The following is a 21,886-nucleotide window of genomic DNA, read 5'->3' as shown; positions in this document are numbered from 1 at the left end:
CTCATGATAGACGGAATTTGGTGGCTTGTCATATTGCTTGCAGTGGGCGCTGGTCTATGGTTGCTGGCACATAAGCGCGGTGCTAAAAAGGATGACGTAAACACGGTCGCCACGCGTACAAAAGTGGCTTCTAACGATGCGCTACAAAAAACAGCTGTTATGCTTAAACAACACTTTCCTGACTATCGTGTCACTCGTAAAGGAAATCATTTGCTGATTATCAAACAGGGCAAAAAAATCGCGATGATTACTATTGATAAGAAGCTCGCCACCGGTCAGCGTCGTTTGGGTGACGTGCCTATCCTTAACTATCATCGTACACCCAGCCGCACACAATTAAGCACGAACTTACAAGAAGTCAAGTAGTCTAAAATAGTTAGGCGATGTCAGGACAGTTAGAACAATACGGATAATATTAAAGTGCTAAAGCCAATAAATCTTTGATTCAAGTTTTAAAGGTAATAACAAGTAACAGCCAAGCACATAAAGCGTTGGTATCAAAGGGGTTTAGAGGTGTGAGGTAATACTAGGGAAGGGTGAAATACGATTATTGGTGCGCTCGGCGGGAATCGAACCCTCGGCTTCGGAGGCTAGACCCACCATATTTCGTTAACTAATCTTAATGTATAATAACCTGCCATGGTATACGTAGAAATGGCTTAAGTAAGATGCACTGAATGACCTTTAGCATAATTTAAAGCAATATATGAAGTCCTAATATCCAATTTTGGTCACTATTAAAGCATCAATATGATGTATTTACAGTAGTATAAATACATCGTATTGATGTCTTATTTTTTATGGCTCACCTCTTTAACTATTCTCTAAGCATCTATACCCTAAGATCATCTAAACAATCTGCTGTGAAAGTGGTTTACTATTTCCACTACTATCAAAAATTTAATGCTATTAAATCCATCACCTTTTAAGCAACAGGCACCAAACGTTGACAACCAAATTAAAGATGGTGGTCCTGCCTTATCTAATTTGCAACAAGGAGATGGCCCTACTAATAATACGGCTATTAACGTAGCCACTTCACCATCTGGTGATGAAATAAGAAGCGTCAATGGAGCCACGAGCCTACCTAATAATAGCTTGTACAATATCAATCCAGACAAGCAAAATGACTATTTGATTGAAAGTGATCCGGCCTTTACAGGTTATCGCAATTGGCTAACCTCAGACTATATGTTAGAGCGGCTACAGTTTGATCCCAATATTACTCAAAAGCGCTTAGGCGACGGTTATTACGAGCAACAGTATATCCGTGATCAAATCATGATGCTGACAGGACGCTATTATCTACAAGATTACAGCACCCAAGATGCTCAGTTTAAAGGGTTGATGGATGCGGGGGTCACAACTGCGCAGACGTTAAATCTACGTCCAGGCATTGCTCTGACGGCAAGCCAAGTCGCCAGTCTCACTAGCGATATCATTTGGATGGAGCAGCAACAAGTCACTCTCGCTGATGGTAGTACTCAAAGCGTACTCGTGCCTAAAGTCTATGTGCGTGCTAAACAAGGCGCGATCAGAGGAGACGGTAGTTTCATTGCAGCTGAGAGAGTCAATCTCAGGCTGACAGGTGATTTGGATAACCAAGGGCTCATCTCTGCTCAAAAAACGCTCAATATCACGGCAAACAACATCAATAATACTAACGGTGGGCGTCTGAGCGCGGCTGATGCTAGATTGAATGCTGAGAATAAGATAACTAACGTCGGCGGTAGTATCTCCGCTGACAATACGTTAGGTCTAAAGGCCAAGAGTGTTAAAAATACTAGCACCACATTTACAACCAATAATCAGCTTGGCGCCAGTAGCGCGACACGCACAGGTATCGATCAAATAGGATCAATCCGTGTCGGTGATGGTCTGCGAGGTCAAGTAGATGCTGATGGTAAAGTGCTAACTACTTTGGCTATCAGCGCTACCAATGATGTCACTTTCAATGCTGGGGTTCTAAACAACCAAGGAGGCAAGACTCAAATTGTCTCTCAAGAAGGCGACGTGGTTTTTAACGCTATCAAGACTGGCAATGAAGTTCGTGCCATTGGCGACGCTAATAACTACTACATAGACGGTCAAACCCAAGATATTGGCAGTCGTGTTACAAGCGATGGCGACTTAGATATCACTGCCAAAAATGTTTCAGGAACGGCAGCGATACTGACTAGCGATGGTGGTAATACTTCTATTTACGCTGAGAACGACGTCACCTTTGTCGAGGGCCGTGCCACCCAGAGTTTCTCAACGGCTAATAAAATGACCAGCACTGGGTTTTTAAGTAAAAAAACCACTCAAGACCGTTTCGATAGCCAACGTGATAGTGCTATTAGCAGCAATATTGAAGGCGATAAAATCATCGTTAAAGCAGGACAAGATATCAACTTCACTGGCACCAACGTTATCAGTGATCGCGGCACGCAGCTGTCAGCAGGTCGTGATGTCAATATTCTAGCCGCTGAGAACACTTCTGGTGAAAGCACTTTTAGTCAAACCAAAAAATCAGGCTTATTCGGTGCAGATGGGGGTATGGGATTCACTATTGGCAAGCAGCAAACCGATGACAGCAATGCCAAAACAGCACTTACTCATACTGCTAGTAACATTGCTGCAATCGATGGTAACGTCATTATTGATGCCGGCCGCACCTATCAACAGACAGGCAGCAACCTCGTCGCAGGAATGGGTGCAGATACTGGTGCATATATCAATGACGCCCCTGATAACAGCAGTCGTGGCAACGTTGTCGTACGCGCCCAAGACATCAATGTCGATAATGTCATGGATGTCTATACCAATCAAAGCGAGCAAAAGTTCAAGCAAAGCGGTTTTACTGTTGCCGTTTCTAATAGTCTCATTGACAGCGCTAAGAGCATTGACAGTTTAGTGACTGCTGCTGGTAACACAGACAGCACTCGCATGAAAGGCATGGCAGGAGTTGCAGCAGCGCTCAAAATTAGAGGCTTAGCTAAGAAAAACGACGATGGTATTAGTCAACTCGGCGCCCTCAAAAACGGTAATCTTAAAGAAGCAGGCAATACTCGCATACAAGCCACTTGGGGTACCTCAAAGAGCCAATCGAATAGCTCAAGCTATACTGAGCAAAACCAAGCTTCAAACATCACTACCAACAACCTAGCGCTTATCGCTACCGGCGCAGGTACTGAGAGCGACATCAACATCAATGGCAGTAATCTCAACGTCACCAATGATGCCCTGTTCCAAGCCGACAACGACTTCAACGTCAATGGTGTCGCACAAAACAGCAATACTCGTAGTGATAATAAGAGCTCAAGCGCTGCCATTGGGGGTTATGCCAGCTTTGGTCAAAACACTAGTGCAGGCATCACTGCTAATGCTAGCCGTGCTAAAGGCTATGCCAACAGCGACAGCACCACCTATGCCAACAGCCAAATCAACGTTGGTGGCACCACTACCTTAGACATTGGTAACGACTTAAGTATCAAAGGCGGCGTGATTAACACGAATAGAGCGCAAGGTACTATTGGTGGTAACACCACTATCGAATCGCTACAAGACACCGCCACCTATGACAGCGACCAAAAGAACATGGGCTTTAGCGCTGATATCGATATAGCAGGCGGTGGCGCAGGCTCCAGTCTCTCCGTCAATGGTGGTAAGACGAATGTCAATGCTGACTATAAGGGTGTTGGCGAGCAGTCAGGACTCTTTACCGGAGATGGCGGCTTTGATCTTGCTGCTAAAGGAAAAACCACGCTAATAGGTGGTGCCATTACCACCACTGATACGGCGGTAGCGGCTGGGCGCAATAACTATACGAGTCTTGGCGGTATCACCACTCAAGACATCGATAACACCACGAGTTATAAAGGCGATGCGATCTCTGTAGGTTTAAGTGTGGGTAAAGATAAAAACCCTAGCATGAATGGGCTTGGCTACGGCACAGATGGTGATAGTGATAGCAGTGTGACTCGTGCAGGTATTACGGGTGTCGCTGGTAATAAAGACATCACCACGGATAATCGTGCAGAGTATGCAGGTGCACTTGAGAATGTGTTTGATGAAACTCGTGTGAATGAGGAGCTTGGGGCGCAGACGCAGATTACGCAGGAGTTTGGCAAGGAAGCACCGAAGGCGGTTGGGGATTATGCGAGTAGCCGTCAACTAGATCTTATCAATGAAGGTAGAGTAAATGAAGCCGATAAATGGGCAGAAGGTGGCGCTTATCGCGTTGCGCTACATACGTTAGTTGGTGCTATTGCCACAGGTAGTGTAGAGGGTGCATTAGCCAGTGGAACGACGGCAGTTTCTGTACCAGCGGTAGATAAGTATTTAGAGAAACAAGGCGTTGATGAGACCACTCGTGATGCACTTTTATTAGGTTTATCAGCGGCAGCTGGCGCAGTCGTTGGCGGTGATACTGCTAGTACAGCTACAAGTTTTAGTCAGACGCAGAATAACTATTTGACCCATAAACAAATTGCCGAATGGGGTAAAGAGTTAGAGTCTTGTGTTAAAAATAGAGGCAGTCAATGTACTATATCGGCTAAAGAAGCTATTAATAATAAATACACTAAAAAATCTGAACAGCAGCAACAAGAACTAAAGTCAGCTTGTGGTGCAAATGGTAATGCACAAAAATGCGATATCATAAGAAACAACTACTACAATGTTGAGGGTATACCATACGATAAACAAGCTGATAAATATGCACCAAAAATTATAAGCTACGGTTATGGATCAAAAGCTAGTAGTAAGTTGGGTGTAATACAAACCATGCATAACATGGAAGCAGAAGGCGTATTTATTCAGCAAACTGCTAATCAAGAAAGAGAAAAAGGTCGTTCTGGTAAGGCTTTTGCGATGGAGATGGCTCCTGTAATAGCTGGAAGTGTTATAGCAGGAAAAATGGGTAGTAGTCGTGGTAATGTTACTAAAGTAGTTCCCAATGGTAAACACATTCAAGTTGAAACCAAAACGCGTATTATTTCTGGTGCAAAAGTAGAAGACAAACCAACTGGTCGAGTAATAACAGGGAATGTAGATTTAAAACCAACCATAGATAGAATCAATAGCGGACAAAAGTCTAAACACCGTAACGATGGTGAAAACTTTAGAAATAGTCAAGGTAGATTACCCGCTAAACCAAAAGGATATTATACTGAGTATGTTGTATCTCCTCCTCCAACTTTTAGATATCCTGGTGCTCAAAGAGTTGTAGTTGGTAAAAATGGAGAAACCTATTATACTCCTAACCATTATGAAAGTTTTATAAGGGTTCAATAATGAACAATATCGAAATAAAAGATTGTTTAGATATGGTTAATATTCATGAAAACGGTATAGTGATAACTTTAAATAAAGAGTATCTTTCTGGTAAAGATGTCGCTAAAGATATTGAAAGTCAGCTACCTAATAACAATGATCTAGAGGTTGAAAACTGGGATGCCTTTTATGATAATTTATGTTCTTTAGACTATGAACTTGATAAGAAATTTAAAAGTGTAACTATAATTCATAGTTCATATTTAGATGTAAATGACGACTCAATGATTACTTATCTTCAAATTATTTTTGACGCTTGTAACAGTTACTATAAATCTACTGATATTAACGAGGGGTTTAGTTTGCATGCTGTTTTTTTATCTAAGCATATGACTATTTACAAAGAAGTAGAGTCTCTAGAATTCTATTGATTCCGACATATAAACTATATGGAGCTCCCACCTCTAAAATGGCCTAAACTTAAATAAAAGCTACGATACAATAAGTGTCGTAGCTTTTTTCATTTATCTATGCCAACAGCCAAATCAACGTCGGCGGCACCACAACCCTTGACATCGGCAACGATCTAAACATCAAAGGGGGCGTCATTAATACAGGTCGCGCCCAAGGCACTATCGGTGGCGATGTCAACATAGAGTCACTACAAGACACCGCTACCTATGACAGCAAACAAAAGAACGCAGGCTTTACTCTTGATGTGGCTTTAGAGGGTGCAGGGCCTAGTCTATCGGTCAATGGCGGCAAGACCGATATCAATGCAGACTCTAAGATGGTAGCTCAGCAATCAGGCATCTTCACAGGGGATGGCGGCTTTGATCTAGAAGTTGGCGGTAAGACTACTCTAATTGGGGGCGCTATAACTACGACTGATGCCGCCGTAGCAGCAGGACGTAATAAGTATGTCAGCAAAGGCGGTATCGTCACCCAAGACATTGAGAACTACAGCAACTATGAGGGTGATGCAATACAAGTTGGTTTAAGTTTAGGCAATACTACAGGCAAACCACAAGCGACGATGAATGGGCTTGGCTATGGCACCGATGGCGATAGTAATAGTAGTACTACCAAAGCTGGTATTACTGGAATAGCAGGCAATAGCGGTATCACCACTGATAATCAAGCAGAGTATGCAGGGGCTCTTGAGAATGTGTTTGATGCTACAAGAGTCAATGAGGAGCTTGGGGCGCAGGTTGATATTACTAAGGAATTTGGCAAGGAAGCGCCAAAGGCAGTGGCTGAGTTCTCTGGAAATAGACAGACACAGTTGATACTCGATGGTGATTTAGAGGGTGCTGAAAAGTGGGCAGATGGTGGCGCTTATCGGGTTGCCCTACATACCTTAGTTGGCGCTATTGCTACTGGTAATGTGGAAGGTGCACTAGCAACTGGTACTACAGCGGTGTCTATTCCCGCGGTAGATAAATATTTAGAAGAACAAGGTGTTGATGAGACTACGCGCGATGCATTACTACTAGGCTTATCGGCTGCTGCTGGCGCTATTGTAGGTGGAGACACGGCCAGTACTGCAAGTAGTGTCAATCAGACGCAGAATAACTTCTTAAGTCATAAAGATAGAAAAGCCCTGAACGCATTGTTAGGCAAAGCTAAGAGAAATGGTGGGCTTAGTCTAAAAGACTCAGAAAATTTAATATACTTAGTACAATATGATCAGGTCACTAATATACTGCTAGAAGCATATAGAAAAAATCCATCTTCCTTAAGTGTAACAGATCGTAAGTTTCTGGAAGTAGCATTAAATGATTTGATGGCAAAAGGTGGTTATGATGCAGTAGCAGCTAAAACACTTATTAGTGGAAGTTCAGCCGCAGGGTATACTACAGACAACTTTTTAAATGCCCCTAAAGTTGCAAGTGAGGTATCGAATGCAAGAGGTGATTTCTGGGATAATCCCCTAAAGTTCTTGTCTTATACTAGACCTAAAAGTGAGAATCAGGAGGTCTACAATGAAGCTCTTGCTACCAGTAGTATCAATACTCGACAAAGAGAGCTATCTAGATTGGGTGGCGATGCTATATTTGTATCGCCTGGTGCTTTAGGATTAGCTCTACGTGGCGCATTGGCAGCTAAAGGTGTATATGATGTCGGTTATGGTGGTGCAGCAATTTACGATGGTCAATATAAAGCGGGTATAGTTAAAGTTGGTATTGGTGCTTTAGAGATTGTGCCTGCTGTTGCGTTGGGTTCAGTTAAAGCTGGAACAAATAGATTAAATAATCAAAATAAAAATAGAACTTTCGAGTCCACTGATCCTCACGTTGCAGATGTAGCAAATTATATTGAGAGCAAATATCCAGGCTTAATTAAAAATGTAAATGTTCCAGTACGTAGGGGCGATGGTTCGTTAATTACTGACGCTGATATATTACTCACCAATGGAACAATAATCCAAATAAAATCTGGCGGAGGTAAGGGATTGACAAGTCAAATTCAAAGAACAGAGACTGGCACTGGTGCAAAAACTGTGGGCTATGGTCCAGACTTGAAACCATCAATTGTAAAAAATGGGCAAGGCAAAGTTACTAAAAATATTGACGAACTCATTGAAATGGTGAAATAGATGAAAATTATAACCATGTATATTGAAAATGACAAAGCAGAAATGATTTATAAATCAGGTGAACATGTACATGAATGTATCTATATTCCTAGTTCTCATATAGCTAATTTGATAATAAATACATACGATGATTGGAATGTCGAACTTGATGAAGAAGAAATTAAATTTATAGCAAATAAAATAGGAAAGTTTAAAGCCTATTCTATAACTTGGAAGTCAGATATAAGTTTATATGAATATGTTATTAGTTTAAGTGATAAGTTAAATTTTATTCTAGATAACGACAAGGGGAACGTAAATAGTGATAAAGAGATAGCAGCAATGAGTTTCAATGAATTCTTGAATTGGATAAGCTAATTAATATTAAATAATGTCTATCAAAATTATATAGACGTAGCTTTACTACTTCTCTTGCGAAACCCAATCAATACAGTAAGAGATAACGTTATGAAAGAATACTTAACACATCAAGAAGCTTATGAAGCTATGTTTGCTTTTTTAGAAGATTATTACAACAGGTCAAAGTCCAACGAAATAGCTAACGACGTCAACATCAAAGGCGGCGTGTTTGATACCGACAAAGCACAAGGCATCATCCGTGGTAACGTCAATACCGAATCGCTACAAGATACGGCCACCTATGATAGTAATCAGAAGAACATGGGCTTTAACCTTGATGTCGATCTAAAAGGCGCAGGCTCAAGCCTATCTCTCAATGGCGCTAAAACCAATATCAATGCCGACTATAAAATCGTCGGTCAGCAAACAGGTCTCTTCGCCAACGAAGCCGACTTAGTTGTTGAAGACAAAGGCAACTTTAAAGGCGCCGTCTTGAACCGGCCCGGGATTGTCGGAGACTTAACATTCTGAGAGAATACGACAATGAAAACACGAAACTATACCCCTGAGATTAAAGAACGCGCTGTTCGCATGCTGATTGAAGCCGCGAGCGACTACCCCTCCACATAGTCAGCTATCCAAGCTATTGCCCCTAAAATAGGCTGCACACCTGAAACTCTACGATCCTGGCATAAGAAGCATATAGAACAAACCATTCCTGCCTCGGTACAAGCTCAAAGCCAAGAGCAACGTATCAAAGATCTTGAACGCGAAAATAGAGAACTCAAGCAAGCCAATGAGATTATACGTAAGGCTGCTGCTTTTTTCGCCCAGATAGAGACGGGCCGTTCACCAAAATAATGGTTAATTTCATCGACGACAATAAATTCCTTTATGGGGTCGAGCTGATTTGTAGAGTCCTACCGATTGCCCCATCAACTTACTATCACGCTAAGAATTTAGAGAGTTGCCCTGAAAAGCGCTCACTACGCAGTCAGCATGACGACTATTATCTCAGCGAGATTAAACGCGTCTGGCAGAACAGTAAATGTCGTTACGGTGCGCGTAAAATCTGGCAGCAGATGAAAGCTGACAGGTTAAAGGTTGCTCGATGTACCGTAGAGCGTTTAATGAGACAGCATGGCCTACAAGGCGTCTGGCGTGGCAAAGGTAAGATTACCACCAATAGCCGTGACGATCAGCTGCGGGCTGATGACTTAGTGAAACGTAACTTTACAGCCAGTCATCCCAATCAGTTATGGGTTGCTGACTTTACTTATATCAAGACGACTAGCGGCTGGGTTTACACGGCCTCCATCATTGATGTGTTCGCTCGTAGCATTGTCGGCTGGAAGGTGGCCAATCGTATGAATACCAAATTAGTATTAGATGCCTTAGAGCAAGCCCTGTCTGACAGAGGCAAGCCTAAGGATGTTATTCACCATAGCGATAGAGGCAGTCAGTATTTATCCATTCGCTATACGGATAGAATGACCGAGGTGGGCGTTCAAGCATCCGTGGGTACGACGGGTGATTCATACGATAATGCGTTAGCTGAAACCGTCAATGGGCTGTACAAGACGGAGGTGATTCATTATTTAAAAGAGCAATGGAATGGCATAAATGATGTTGAATTAGCAACGCTTGAGTGGGTTGATTGGTTTAATAAGATACGTTTGCACAGCGCGATTGGATATGTATCGCCTTTTAAGTATGAGTCAATGTATTATGATAATCTTAATCGGTTAAGCCTAGTGGCCTAACTTAAATAAACAGTCTCCGATATAGTCGGGGCGGTTCAGTATTCTCACCACTGACAATCGCGAAGCACTCGCGGGTAAGCTTGAGAGTGTGTTTGATGCCACTCGTGTGACTGAGGAGCTGCAAGCACAGAATCAGATTACTAAAGAGTTCGGTAAGGAAGCGCCGAAAGCGGTTGGGGATTTTGCGGTTAATCGACAAATAGATCTTATTGAACAAGGCAAAGTAGATGAAGCTGACAAATGGGCAGAAGGTGGCGCTTATCGTGTTGCCCTGCATACCTTAGTTGGTGCTATCGCTACAGGTAGTGTTGAAGGCGCATTAGCAAGTGGGACAACCGCTGTCTCTATTCCTGCGGTAGGTCGTTATCTTGATGAGCAAGGCGTTGATGAGACGACCAAAAGCGCTATATTGCTAGGATTATCAGCAGGTGTAGGTAGTGTTGTTGGTGGAAATACAGCAGGTGCAGCTAGTAGTGTCAATCAAACTCAGAATAATTACTTGAATCATATTGAACATGAAATATTGAATGAATTACGTGCTAAGAAAGAACGTATGACTGGCAAAGGAAACGTACGTTTATGTAATAGAAGCGCAGAATGTAGAGCAGAACTTGCTGATATAAATAAAGATATTAAGATTTATGAGGATCTAAGTGCTGATCGTGATGCAGAGTTCAACGCTGCTTATGATAATTGCAGAAAGGGTGCGGGCTGTAATAAATTCTATGATCTTCATGTTACTCAGAGAATAAGATGGAATGAATCAGCTGACGAATTATTTAAATCTGAGCGTCAGAAGTGGACAGCTGTAAGTGATGATGAAAATGCTTTTCATAACTATGATGCTAATGGAAAACTTTCATATCTGTCTGGTGGCAAGTTACGGTATAAGAAATACGTTCATGATAATGGTCAGCTTGAAATTGTAGTAGACTCATTGCAAAATAATAAAGTCGTTTATGATCCAAAAAATGCTGGAAGCTATAACTACTATAGCTCAGTTAAAGGTACACCTGCTACAGATACATTAGGACATATAGACTATGATGTTGATCCTTATATAGATTTTGGTAGCGGCAAAGGAGACACAACAACAATATCTCAGCGAAGAAAAATTCCTGTTAGTAAAACACTTCCTTATGTTAAGGTTTCAACTACGGCTGGGAAATTGTTTGGAGAATTACAAGACCCAAATAACTTTCCAGGGTGGAATCAAAAAAATATGGTGCAATTAGAAAATGATAAAGCTATTTTGAAATATAAAGAGGCAGAAGGAAATGCTAGAAAATAGTTTAATTAAATATGCAGTAATTACTACTTTTTCAATATTGTTGGGATGTTTTTTTATTTTTCTGTTCATCCAAGCAGGTATAACTGACAACTCGTTATATTTATCAACTGTTATAATGAATTTTATAGCTAGTTGCTTTATATGGTCGCGAAGTAAAAGAAATATATACTTTGTATTCGGTTTCTTGCTTGTTAGTTTTTTTACAATGTTTGTTGGAAATTTTTCAGATTCAAAATTATTATTTATCATTTACTTGGTAAATGGTGCTTTGTTTCCTGCATTAGCAATTGTTTACTTAAATTTGCTCGAAGGATATAAAAATGGATTATCTATAATTCTATTTACTATATTTTTTTACTTAGTTTTTCTATTGGCTTTTAATGGCTCACTATTTTTTACTTATGCATTTTTCTCAACATGGGTTCATGTTTAAATTTTAAAAGGTAGTTGATTCTAAAACTACGAAATAACTTGTATCATAGCTTTTTATTTCTCTATGCCAACACTCAAGTCAACGTTGGTGGCACTACCACCTGTTTTAGGTACGAAAGGAAGTATAGCGAACAAATTGAGCCAAGCATATATAGATAGAGCTTTAGAAGATTTTAAAAAGGAAAATAAATGAAAAATAAATTTTTCATTTTAATCGCTATTATCTTGATTTCTGCTTTGTTTTTTTTATGGATGGCAATTATACAATGCTTATAATTTATGATTATTCATGATTTAAAACAACTAAAAAAAGAGAAGGTACAGTGTAAAAATTAAGAAAATAATGTTAAATATATTTTTTATGCTATTGTTTTTTTAGTTGTTTTTCTAGCGTACGACTTTTATAAAGGCTTTCAAATAGGTATGGGAGTTTAACGCCTATAATAGTTGAAAATTGTTATATTTAAAAAGAAACGAAAAAGCTACGACTCTTAATGAATCGTAGCTTTTTCGTTTCTCCACGCCAACAGTCAAATTAATATTGATGTCATCAGCAGGGCCAATGAAGAGCTTGGGGCGCAGGTTGAGATTACCCAAGCCTTTGATCAAGAGCGTCGTAAGGTTAAGACGGATATTAATACGAAAGAGAAGGATTTAAGAGACGAAGCACAAGAAGCTCGTGATATTGGAAACTTTCCACTTGTGGTAGAAAAAGAAAATGCTGCGAACAAAGTCAAAAATCAAGGTCTGCTCTTTGATGGTATAACGGGTGCTATTTATGGACCGAACAGCAATGGCATTACAGGCTACGTTGCAAAAGCTGCTAGTCCATTTGTAGCGAATCAAATTGGAGATTATTATAAGGATAATAAAGTATTTAATGAGGTTGATGGTGGTAATCGACTAGAAACGAATAGCCCTGCTCACATTCTTGCTCAAGGTATATTAGGAGCTGCTATTAGCTTTGCAACTGGTAATGATGCACTTACAGGAGGCTTATCTGCTAGCGCAGGAGAAGCCTCAGCACCTCTGATCTCTAAGTTCTTATATGGTACTTCTGATTCTTCTGATTTAACGGCTGATCAAAAGGATACCGTTAGTGCAATTACTAGTGCTCTTGGTGTTGGTATTGGTGCGACAACAGGTAGTGCCAATGACGCAGCCAATGCTGCTGAAACAAACAAGGTGGCGGTTGAAGATAACTGGGCAGCAGAAGGCCATTTCTCAACAACAGCAGCAGTGATGTATTTAGGTGGTTTTCCTCCAAAAGTAGCCGAAGCGATAGGTTATGCCGCATGGGGACCTGATACTGATACTCGTAATGCAATTACATTTTATAATGTAGCTGGAGACAGAAATGTCACTGCTCAAAGAGAAATACATTTACTTGATAGTATGACGAACTTGAATGATATAGCTCAGCAGAGAACAGACATTGAAACATTCTTAGTTCCGATATTAAGAGAGATATACTTAAATCCAGCGAGAGCTTCTGAAATATTGAAAAACCCTAATGTGCAGAATGCCTTACACTCTTACGGAGATTCCTTTGCTCATGTAAGAGCAGACGGTACTCACTATGCTCCGTGGCAAGGTCATTTAGAAGATATGGAAAATCCTGATCAACCCAATAGTAATCCTCAGGCATATAAAAATTATGTTGAAGGTTTACAAAAGCTTGTAAATCGTGCAACGAGGCAGAACATTAATGGTAGTGCAATTAATCGTATAGCTAATGAAGTTGTAAGAGTAAATGGTGAAAACGATCAAATATCTACTATTCAGAACATTGTTAACGATAATTCTTCAGGTAGAAACAACATAAAAGCTGAATCAGCAATTCCAGGTTGCAGATTAAATCAAAAGTGTGCCATAAGTGGATCTTTAGTTGATCCCCAACTCAATTTAATACTTAATGGAATACCGAAGCCTAAACCAAAGCCTATTCCTAAAGGGTATATTCCTATGAGAGATAGATAATAGTTGTAAGGTGTAATTATTTAAGTGTAAAACTATACATTAATAAAGCATAAGGAGTACTACTATTGAATAAGATAACGCTTTCGTTAACAATTCTAATATTAACTATAAAAATAGTAGAGAGTGTAGCTATGACTCCTACCTTAGTAACAAAAGCTTTGATAATTAGCGACTGTCAGATTCCTGATTCTGGTATAGATATAGGGTTATCTAAAGAAATAAGTATTCAAGAGCTTGTAGATATGAAACAAAAAGTTCTAAATGGTGAACTACAAGAGGCAAATGCTCTATATAGCTATTTGAGAGATGATTATTCTGATATGGCTATCTGTTGGCTAAAGCTAGCAGCTAATGAAAATAATGCTTATGCTCAGAATACTTTAGCTGAGAATTATCTCATAGGGCAGTATTTAGAAAAAGATATTAATAAAGCCATTTATTGGTACGAACAAGCTGCACAGGGTAAAGAGTCGTATGATTACTCTAAGATAAGTTTGGGTGATATATACTCTAACGGTCAATATATTGCTAAAAATGATAAAAAAGCAATGTTTTGGTATACAAAGGCTACTCAAGGAGATAAAGAGAGCCCAACTTATGGTAATGCTTTATACAAAGTGGCATATGCTAATCAATATGGTGTTGGAGTTGCAAAGAATGAAGATAAAGCTTTAGAAATCTACAATGAAATTCTTGATTTACCTCTAAATATTGCTAGAGATGATGTTAAATACCTAGCAAATGCCAACATGTATGAAACAGGTCTTGGCGTCAGGAAGGATATTAAAGAAGCAGCAGACTATTATTTTTATGCGGCAATAGACGGTGATAAATCTGCTCAATTCAAGATGAATGAGTTGTACCGAGAAGGCAAAGGTGTTCCGCAAGACAGTGATATGGCAAATGGTTGGCTTGAAATCTCTCAGCTGACTCCAGAACAATTATCAGTCAGTATTTATGAGTAGAATAATATGAAATCTGTTATTAAAAAGATATTTGTTTGGATACCAATTGCTATTGTAACTTTAGTAGTGTTGTCCATTGGCATCACTTATGCAAAAGCTCAGACCTATCACTGGATCATTGCTCCATTCTCAGGTGGTGGCAGCGAACCCTATATTTTTTATTGGGACAAGAATTCTACTAAACCTGAAAATAGCGAAGGTAAAGCTTATGCCCAATTTAAAATGGCATTTGGCACACCGCCTAATAAAATAGAGAAAATGTATTTTTTAACTTACACTGAGTACGACTGTAATAGCAGCACTATGAATCTTAAAACAGAGCTGTACGCTGTAGGTGTTGCTCTTCCCTTACGTACATCTACTGACACTAAAGAACACAAAGAAGGTAATATCTTAGGATTAGACTATTTGTACGATAAGCTTTGTAAAAAATAGATTAAAACAAATATTTAATAAAGTTCAATACTACTTTTCTAGTTTTATAACGCACAATTAATATGTTTAATAATTATCCAAAAGCTACGACTCTCAACGAATCGTAGCTTTTTTATGTCCATATGCCAACAGCCACATCAATGTTGGTGGAACCATCACCTTAGACATTGGCAGAGATGTCAACATCAAAGGCGGCGTCCTCAATACCGACAAAGCACAAGGCATCATCCGTGGTAACGTCAATACCGAATCGCTACAAGATACGGCCACCTATGATAGTAATCAGAAGAACATGGGCTTTAACCTTGATGTCGATCTAAAAGGCGCAGGCTCAAGCCTATCTCTCAATGGCGCTAAAACCAATATCAATGCAGACTCTAAGATGGTCGGTCAGCAAACAGGTCTCTTCGCCAACGAAGCCGACTTAGTTGTTGAAGACAAAGGCAACTTTAAAGGCGCGGTCTTCCTCACCTCAGAGGAAGCACAAGCCAATCGCAAGAGCAATATTGTCTTCAAACAAGGCGTCACCTCAACCGACATCGTAAACACCACAAGCTATGAGGGTGATGCGATCTCTGTTGGTCTCAGTGTTGGTAAGATCAAAGATAAACCACAAGCCACCATGAATGGTCTCGGCTATGGCACCGATGGCGATAGTGATAGCAGTATCACCAAAGGCGGTGTGAGTGGCTTTAATGATCCACAAGGTAATCTGACTACAGAGAACCGTGAAGCTCTTGGCGGCAAGCTTGAGAACAACTTCAATGCCAATGCTGTGTTAAAAGACCTCAACGTACAAGTTGAAATCACCAAAGAATTCCGTAAAGAAAGCTTTCAAGCCATTAACGACTACACTGGCACTCGCCAAGTTGACTTACTCAAGCAGCTTGAAACCGCTAGTGACGAGCAAAAGACAGCCATTTATAATGAAATCTACAAACTACAGTACCAAAAGCGTTTATTACAAACCTTAGTAGGCATACTAGCAGGATTACCTGAACCTGCCATCACTCAAGGTAGCTTACAACTGGCAGCCACCAAAATGCGTAAAGAGAGCTTGGACAATTCAAGACAGTCACCAGGGGTGGTATATACTGATGAAAACGGCGATAGCCAAGTCATCAATAACGTCTCCTACGACAGTGGCTATTTTGATGGGGTTAAATTGGGTGGTACGCGTTTATCTACTGATGTGATTTGTGGGGAGGGGAATACACGTTGTGCTAGAGATGCTAATAATCAACTATTGACTGATGTAAATGGTAATTATATTTATGAAGGTAATGATAAATATCCCACCTACCAAAGCTTAAAAGATGATAAGAAAGAATTCAAACCTCAAATTGGCGCTACAGGTGGCTTTCAGGCAGAGCAAGGAACCTTGTTTGGCTTTGAATACAAGCCTGGTGGACTTATCGACATGAATATCGAAAGCTTCGCGGGTCCGCATGATTTGGCAGGGGGTCAAGGGCCAGGCTATTATGGCGATGATGGCAATACGAAGCCTGGTGATAAGCCATTCCAAGGGATTGTTACAGGCGCTGCCATTCCAGCTGTCGCACCATTTGCATTAGCAGACTTACTATCACCCGATATAATGATTATGCTATTAAAACTAGGAGGTAACTGATTATGAAAGTTCTGTATTTACTGATATTTAGCGCTGTATTAAGTGCTTGTAATACATTTAACGTTGTCCCTGGATATAGTCCTTATGTATCATTGTCTCCACCTTATATACAACATTGGCAAAAGTCAGATACTATTGGCCGTACCAACGTTGATAAGCGTTGGCAAGACTTTCAGAGCTGCGGGGTTAAGAAGTATTTTGATGGTAACCTAGATTTAACAGTAGTGTATCCAGACATGACTATTGAACAAATGTCAAAACGTAGAAAAAAAATAGAATCTTGCATGAAAAATAAAGGCTATGTTTATCTTGGTGCAACCGAATGTGTCGATGGTAAGAATAATAAGCTAACGGGGTTGTGTAATTAGTCTTAGCTTATCTAAATCATTTAACATAGCGCAGGCATTTAGCTTGCGCTTATTTTTTAGCGATCCAGTCTCTGCACCATTTGCGCTAGCGGACTTACTCTCGCCCGACATGATGGCAATACTCTTACAGTTATCAGGAAATTAACCATGAGAATTTTTTGTTTATCCATACTTGCAGTTATACTAAGCGCTTGTAATACTTTCAATGTCGTCCCAGGCTATAATCCATATGTATCATTAGCACCACCTGTGATACAAGGCTGGCAAAAAGCAGATAACGTTGGTCGCACCAACGTTGATAAGCGTTGGCAAGATTTCCAGAGTTGTGGAGTAAAAAACTATAATAATGGAACATTGGACTTATCAGTTGAGTACTCAAACATGAGTACGGATGATGTAATAAAGCGTCGTAGGAGAATAGAGTCTTGTATGAAAAATAAAGGCTATATTTACCTTGGCAGTAAATGTGTTGATGGCAAGAATAATAAGCTAACAGGGCTGTGTAATTAGGAGGTAACTGATTATGAGAATTCTTTGTTCATCCATACTTGCAGTTATACTAAGCACCTGCTCAGCCTTTAACGTTGTCCCTGGCTATATCCATATGTATCATTAGCACCACCTCATATACAGCGATGGCAAAAGTCAGATACTATTGGCCGTACCAAAGTTGATAAGCGTTGGCAAGACTTTCAAAGTTGCGGGGTTAAAATCTATCGTGATGGCCACTTGGATTTAAACGTACAATATCCAGGGATGACTAGTAATCAAGTGTCGGAACGCAGTAAGAAAATAAGATCATGCATGAAAAATAAAGGCTATATTTATTTGGGTGAAACAGAATGTGTCGATGGCAAGAATAATAAGCTAACAGGACTGTGTAATTAGCTTTAGCTTATCTAAATCATTTAACATGGCGCAGGCATTTAGCTTGCGCTTATTCTTTTCTAGCAATCCAGCTGTCGCCCCATTTGCATTAGCAGACTTACTCTCACCCGATATAATGATTATGCTATTAAAACTAGGAGGTAACTGATTATGAGAATGATTTTTTTATCCATACTTGCAGTTTTATTAAGCGCCTGCTCAGCCTTTTATGTAGTGCCTGGTTATAGTCCTTACGTTTCATTAGCACCGCCTCAGATACAAGGTTGGCAAAAGGCAGATACTGTTGGTCGTACTAATGTAGATAAGCGTCGGCAAGATTTTCAGAGCTGTGGAGTGAAAAACTTTCGTGATGGTAGTCTAGATTTAAATAATCATTATCCAGGTATGACGAGTGAAGATGTCAGTAAGCGCAGTAAAGCTATTAGAAGTTGTATGAAAAACAAAGGCTATATCTACTTAGGTGAAACAGAATGTGTCGATGGCAAGAATAATAAGCTAACGGGTCTGTGTAATTAGCTTTAGCTTATCTAAATCATTTAACATAGCGCAGGCATTTAGCTTGCGCTTATTTTTTTAGCGCCATAACTCTATCTAATCCTGGTATCTTCAACGATAAAGAAGCCTCCTTAGCCAATGCCGCCAAACAGAACACCAATGATACTAATAAAGTAGGCGCTCTAGTCGTCATGAATCAGCCAACAGGTAAGTATGATGGCTGGTGGATACTATCGTCATTAACTTCAGAGTTAATGTATGCTGGATATGACAAGTTTAATGATACTTTAGGTGGCAGGCTGCCCTTAACTAATTCAGAAAAACTCAATCAAGATATCTACCTTGACGCTATGGAAAAAGGCTTACAGATAGATACCAGTAATCACAGTCGAGGTGGACTGACCGGTAGCGTTGCTCTAAAAGACTTAAATAACAATCAGAATATTACAAATATTCCTATTCGTCAGTCACGCTTTTATGGTACTGCCACTAACGTACAGGACTACGCTGATCAGCTTGCCAAAAATGGATATACTTATGTGGGTATAGACAAAGATGGTAATGAGGTTGTTTATCAAAGCGGTGCTTATTCTGCAGTACACAAAGCGGACTTTGTCGGTCGTCCTCCGATAATATTAGGCGGTAATCCTGCGACAGGGGGCGAGTGCTGGGCATGTTATTCACACAGTAGTTATTATGCGGAGATACCAGCAGAGTACCTAACGAATAATCAAGGTCAGTATATTAATAATGCAGGTAAAGTTGTTTCAGAAACACAGAAAGTAGAAAATCCACTTTATGTAGATTTTGTAGATAAATGGGGTACGCCAAAAGACAATATTAATCCATCAATTCCTGTTTTGGTTAAGCCTAAAAACCCTCAATTAGAAGGAGTTTATAATGAAGATGCTTTTTAATATCATAACAGTCGTTTTCTGCCTAAGTTTATCCGCTTGTAACTATGGTATCTTTGATTGGAATAACCAAAATATCGATAAAACTAGAGCTTATAAGTTGACGCAAAGCTGCCGTATAGAACAGCAAAACATTGCAAGGAATAGTTTAGGTACTAAATATAACGATGAGGTTGATATTGATATACTAAATAAGTGTATTGAAAACCATAACTACAAATTCAAATCCGACCCTAAATACAGGTAGGAATAAGGAGTTTGAATACAATGAAGAGCCTTATGACTATTAGTGCTTTATGCTTATTTCATACAGGCTGTCAATCTTGTCGCTTTCTTGACTGGAATTGTAGTGAGCCAAATCCCAAATGGTCTAACTCAGTTGACGAATGTCAATTAACCCAAAGACAGAAAGCTAAACAGATTTTAAAAGAAAAATATTCGGATGATATACAAAATAATATTAATTATCAATGTATAAAAAATACCAATTATCAGTATAAGTAGTAAGGTGGATTTCAATTAAAATGAAAAACATTATTAGTTCCATTATGGTATTGGTGTTTATTTCAGGTTGTGTATTTCCTGGGCCTAGTTGTGGCTATGACATCAATTGTAATAAAGATATCAGCAATACTGCGTGGTATAAGAAAAGAACATCATGCATTAATGAACAACAAAACATAGCCAAAAAATTATTGAAACAGAATTACAATGAAAAAATTGATAGTGAAATTTATAGCGAGTGTGTTAAAAATACGGACTATAAATTTAGGACCACAGGCTAATTACAATGAATATTAATCTTAGTGTTTTGACTCTCATTTGTATGTTTTTAATCAGCGGTTGCAGTTATGGAATATTCGACTGGAATCAAATTCATCTTGATGAAACACCTGGATATAAAAAACGTGCAGAGTGTACAAGCTCTCAACAAGCTATAGCTAGACAAGTACTTGGTTCTAGTTACAACTATGAGATAGAACAACATATTTTTAATAAATGTGGTTCTAATCCAAATTACAAGTTTAAGACTTCAAACTAAATTGCGGTCTTGATCAGACTTTATAAGCAGATTCATACTAATAGATTGAAACCAATTAATCATGACTGCAATTAGAAGGAGTTTACAATGAAGATGCTTTTTAATGTAATGGCAGTCACTTTATGCTTAAGTCTGTCCGCTTGTAACTACGGTATCTTTGATTGGAATAATAAAAATCTTGATAAAAGAAAGGATTATCAAGCATGGAGTAGTTGTATTACCGATCAACAAAGTATTGCAAGGGTAAAATTGCAAGATAAGTATAACAAAGTAATTGATCAGTACATTTTTGAAAAATGTAGTAATAACTCTAACTATAAGTTTAAATCTGACCCTAAATATAGGTAGGAATAAGGAGTTCAAATACAATGAAAAGCCTTATTAAGACCAACGTTATCATGATGTCGTGTCTGATATTATTAGGATGTTCCCCGTGTAAACTAGGGGACTGGAATTGTAGCGAAATAAACTCTCAACTCTCAAAAAATGTTAATGAATGTAACAGTACGCAGCAGGCGGCAGCTAGATCATTCTTAGGTTCACAGTATACTGATAAAGTAAGAACAAATATATTGAATAGCTGTATAGATAATACAAACTACAAGTTTAAGACTTCAAACTAATTTGTCATCTTAATCAGGCTTCAATAAGCAGATTCATACTAATAGATTGAAGCCAATTAATGCTAAAGTCTCAATCAGAAGGAGTTTATGATGAAGATGCTTTTTAATATTATGACAGTCGTTTTCTGCTTAAGTCTGTCCGCTTGTAACTACGGTATCTTTGATTGGAATAATCAAAATATTGATAAGACTAGAGCTTATAAAGAAAAAAATGCTTGTGTTTCTTCTCAACAAAACATTGCAAGAACAATATTAGGTAGTAACTATAATAAGGCTGTTGATGATGACATTTATTACAAATGCTTAGAAACACCATCCTATAAGTTTAAATCCGATCCTAAGTATAGGTAGGAATAGGGAGTTTCAACATAATGAAAAGCCTTATGACTATTAGTGCTTTATGCTTATTTCTTACAGGTTACCAATCTTGTCGCTTTCTTGACTGGAATTGTAGTGAGCCAAATCCCAAATGGTCTAATTCAGTTGATGAATGTCAATTAACTCAAAGCCAAAAAGCTAAACATATTTTATAAGGGAAATTCGTAATGAAAATAGTTAAGATCACACTCATTTTTTTAATGCTAAATATGAGTGGCTGTGTTTTAAGTGATTATTACCAACAAGACTGTGCAATCAGTGGAGACTACTACAAGCAACTACCACCGGATGAACAAAAGCGTTTAAATAAGAAGTGTGGCGGCGCACCGCAATGGAAATTGGTGAAATCAGATAATAATTAGACCTCTTGCGAAAGTACCAGTTCATTGACTTCCACTGATGGAGTTACGAGGGCTAGCGATGACTTATGCAAGAGGTCTATTAAGGTGTTGATGAGACTACTAAAAATGCTCTACTTTTAGGGTTGT

At 39.2% G+C, this 21,886-nt stretch carries 18 protein-coding genes, 3 pseudogenes and 1 other annotated feature; all 21 genes and pseudogenes read left to right on the top strand.

The features are described from left to right. Positions 1-3 precede the first annotated feature (3 nt). The gene (locus H4W00_RS12470) at positions 4-366 is read left to right on the top strand and encodes a hypothetical protein (RefSeq protein WP_209958719.1); all 363 of its coding nucleotides are present in this window, start codon (positions 4-6) and stop codon (positions 364-366) included. Between the two features lie 537 nt (positions 367-903). Further along, positions 904-5,277, top strand: a complete 4,374-nt coding sequence (locus H4W00_RS12465) for a hemagglutinin repeat-containing protein (RefSeq protein ID WP_209958717.1) — start codon at positions 904-906, stop codon at positions 5,275-5,277. Continuing rightward, on the top strand, positions 5,277-5,687 hold the full coding sequence (locus H4W00_RS12460; protein WP_209958715.1) for a hypothetical protein: 411 nt from the start codon (positions 5,277-5,279) through the stop codon (positions 5,685-5,687). Before H4W00_RS12465 ends, H4W00_RS12460 begins: the two co-directional genes overlap by 1 nt. Before the next feature lie 95 nt (positions 5,688-5,782). Further along, positions 5,783-5,947: pseudogene (locus tag H4W00_RS12770) on the top strand (hemagglutinin repeat-containing protein); the annotation flags it as partial. Between the two features lie 99 nt (positions 5,948-6,046). Further along, positions 6,047-7,855, top strand: a complete 1,809-nt coding sequence (locus H4W00_RS12455) for a hypothetical protein (protein ID WP_334684975.1) — start codon at positions 6,047-6,049, stop codon at positions 7,853-7,855. Continuing rightward, a complete protein-coding gene (locus H4W00_RS12450) occupies positions 7,856-8,212 on the top strand; it encodes a hypothetical protein (protein ID WP_209958714.1) in 357 nt (118 codons plus the stop codon). A 90-nt stretch (positions 8,213-8,302) separates the two neighbouring features. Then, positions 8,303-8,725: a hemagglutinin repeat-containing protein gene (locus H4W00_RS12445; RefSeq protein WP_209958711.1), complete on the top strand. Its 423-nt coding sequence runs from the start codon at positions 8,303-8,305 to the stop codon at positions 8,723-8,725. 12 nt (positions 8,726-8,737) lie between these two features. Continuing rightward, a pseudogene (locus tag H4W00_RS12440) lies at positions 8,738-9,957 on the top strand (IS3 family transposase). Beyond that, positions 9,013-9,129, top strand: a sequence feature (AL1L pseudoknot). Its footprint overlaps the pseudogene before it by 117 nt. 88 nt (positions 9,958-10,045) lie before the next feature. After that, entirely contained in the window at positions 10,046-11,248 is a 1,203-nt protein-coding gene (locus tag H4W00_RS12435; protein ID WP_209958709.1) for a hypothetical protein, read from the top strand. Between the two features lie 1,134 nt (positions 11,249-12,382). Then, positions 12,383-13,660: a VENN motif pre-toxin domain-containing protein gene (locus H4W00_RS12430; protein WP_209958706.1), complete on the top strand. Its 1,278-nt coding sequence runs from the start codon at positions 12,383-12,385 to the stop codon at positions 13,658-13,660. Between the two features lie 65 nt (positions 13,661-13,725). Continuing rightward, entirely contained in the window at positions 13,726-14,625 is a 900-nt protein-coding gene (locus H4W00_RS12425; RefSeq protein ID WP_209958704.1) for a tetratricopeptide repeat protein, read from the top strand. 6 nt (positions 14,626-14,631) lie between these two features. Further along, complete coding sequence (locus H4W00_RS12420) at positions 14,632-15,060, top strand: hypothetical protein (RefSeq protein WP_209958702.1); 429 nt, start codon at positions 14,632-14,634, stop codon at positions 15,058-15,060. A gap of 100 nt (positions 15,061-15,160) precedes the next feature. Next, a pseudogene (locus H4W00_RS12765) lies at positions 15,161-15,340 on the top strand (hemagglutinin repeat-containing protein); the annotation flags it as partial. Positions 15,341-15,352: 12 nt separating this feature from the next. Next, a complete protein-coding gene (locus tag H4W00_RS12415; RefSeq protein WP_334684974.1) occupies positions 15,353-16,690 on the top strand; it encodes a hypothetical protein in 1,338 nt (445 codons plus the stop codon). Positions 16,691-16,692: 2 nt separating this feature from the next. After that, positions 16,693-17,058, top strand: a complete 366-nt coding sequence (locus H4W00_RS12410; RefSeq protein WP_209958700.1) for a hypothetical protein — start codon at positions 16,693-16,695, stop codon at positions 17,056-17,058. A gap of 147 nt (positions 17,059-17,205) precedes the next feature. Continuing rightward, positions 17,206-17,568: a hypothetical protein gene (locus H4W00_RS12405; protein ID WP_209958698.1), complete on the top strand. Its 363-nt coding sequence runs from the start codon at positions 17,206-17,208 to the stop codon at positions 17,566-17,568. A 528-nt stretch (positions 17,569-18,096) separates the two neighbouring features. Continuing rightward, a complete protein-coding gene (locus H4W00_RS12400; RefSeq protein ID WP_209958696.1) occupies positions 18,097-18,462 on the top strand; it encodes a hypothetical protein in 366 nt (121 codons plus the stop codon). A gap of 170 nt (positions 18,463-18,632) precedes the next feature. Further along, entirely contained in the window at positions 18,633-19,358 is a 726-nt protein-coding gene (locus H4W00_RS12395; protein ID WP_209958694.1) for a hypothetical protein, read from the top strand. Between the two features lie 1,126 nt (positions 19,359-20,484). Continuing rightward, complete coding sequence (locus tag H4W00_RS12390; protein WP_209958692.1) at positions 20,485-20,745, top strand: hypothetical protein; 261 nt, start codon at positions 20,485-20,487, stop codon at positions 20,743-20,745. A gap of 365 nt (positions 20,746-21,110) precedes the next feature. Beyond that, positions 21,111-21,371 (top strand): hypothetical protein, encoded by a 261-nt coding sequence (locus H4W00_RS12385; RefSeq protein WP_209958690.1) that lies wholly within the window; start codon positions 21,111-21,113, stop codon positions 21,369-21,371. A 194-nt stretch (positions 21,372-21,565) separates the two neighbouring features. Beyond that, entirely contained in the window at positions 21,566-21,760 is a 195-nt protein-coding gene (locus H4W00_RS12380) for a hypothetical protein (RefSeq protein ID WP_209958688.1), read from the top strand. Positions 21,761-21,886 lie beyond the last annotated feature (126 nt).

This window comes from Psychrobacter sp. PL19 (assembly GCF_017875835.1).
Taxonomy (GTDB): domain Bacteria; phylum Pseudomonadota; class Gammaproteobacteria; order Pseudomonadales; family Moraxellaceae; genus Psychrobacter.
This window is presented reverse-complemented; position numbering and strand designations above follow the sequence as displayed.

Bases quoted from the DNA above. Each gene is read 5' to 3' on its own strand.
- H4W00_RS12455 (WP_334684975.1), top strand. From the start codon at position 6,047: ATGGTAGCTCAGCAATCAGGCATCTTCACAGGGGATGGCGGCTTTGAT.
- H4W00_RS12420 (WP_209958702.1), top strand. From the start codon at position 14,632: ATGAAATCTGTTATTAAAAAGATATTTGTTTGGATACCAATTGCTATT.
- H4W00_RS12415 (WP_334684974.1), top strand. From the start codon at position 15,353: ATGGGCTTTAACCTTGATGTCGATCTAAAAGGCGCAGGCTCAAGCCTA.
- H4W00_RS12450 (WP_209958714.1), top strand. From the start codon at position 7,856: ATGAAAATTATAACCATGTATATTGAAAATGACAAAGCAGAAATGATT.
- H4W00_RS12400 (WP_209958696.1), top strand. From the start codon at position 18,097: ATGAGAATGATTTTTTTATCCATACTTGCAGTTTTATTAAGCGCCTGC.
- H4W00_RS12395 (WP_209958694.1), top strand. From the start codon at position 18,633: ATGAATCAGCCAACAGGTAAGTATGATGGCTGGTGGATACTATCGTCA.
- H4W00_RS12460 (WP_209958715.1), top strand. From the start codon at position 5,277: ATGAACAATATCGAAATAAAAGATTGTTTAGATATGGTTAATATTCAT.
- H4W00_RS12385 (WP_209958690.1), top strand. From the start codon at position 21,111: ATGAAGATGCTTTTTAATATTATGACAGTCGTTTTCTGCTTAAGTCTG.
- H4W00_RS12405 (WP_209958698.1), top strand. From the start codon at position 17,206: ATGAGAATTTTTTGTTTATCCATACTTGCAGTTATACTAAGCGCTTGT.
- H4W00_RS12470 (WP_209958719.1), top strand. From the start codon at position 4: ATGATAGACGGAATTTGGTGGCTTGTCATATTGCTTGCAGTGGGCGCT.
- H4W00_RS12445 (WP_209958711.1), top strand. From the start codon at position 8,303: ATGAAAGAATACTTAACACATCAAGAAGCTTATGAAGCTATGTTTGCT.
- H4W00_RS12465 (WP_209958717.1), top strand. From the start codon at position 904: ATGCTATTAAATCCATCACCTTTTAAGCAACAGGCACCAAACGTTGAC.
- H4W00_RS12390 (WP_209958692.1), top strand. From the start codon at position 20,485: ATGAAGATGCTTTTTAATGTAATGGCAGTCACTTTATGCTTAAGTCTG.
- H4W00_RS12410 (WP_209958700.1), top strand. From the start codon at position 16,693: ATGAAAGTTCTGTATTTACTGATATTTAGCGCTGTATTAAGTGCTTGT.
- H4W00_RS12380 (WP_209958688.1), top strand. From the start codon at position 21,566: ATGAAAATAGTTAAGATCACACTCATTTTTTTAATGCTAAATATGAGT.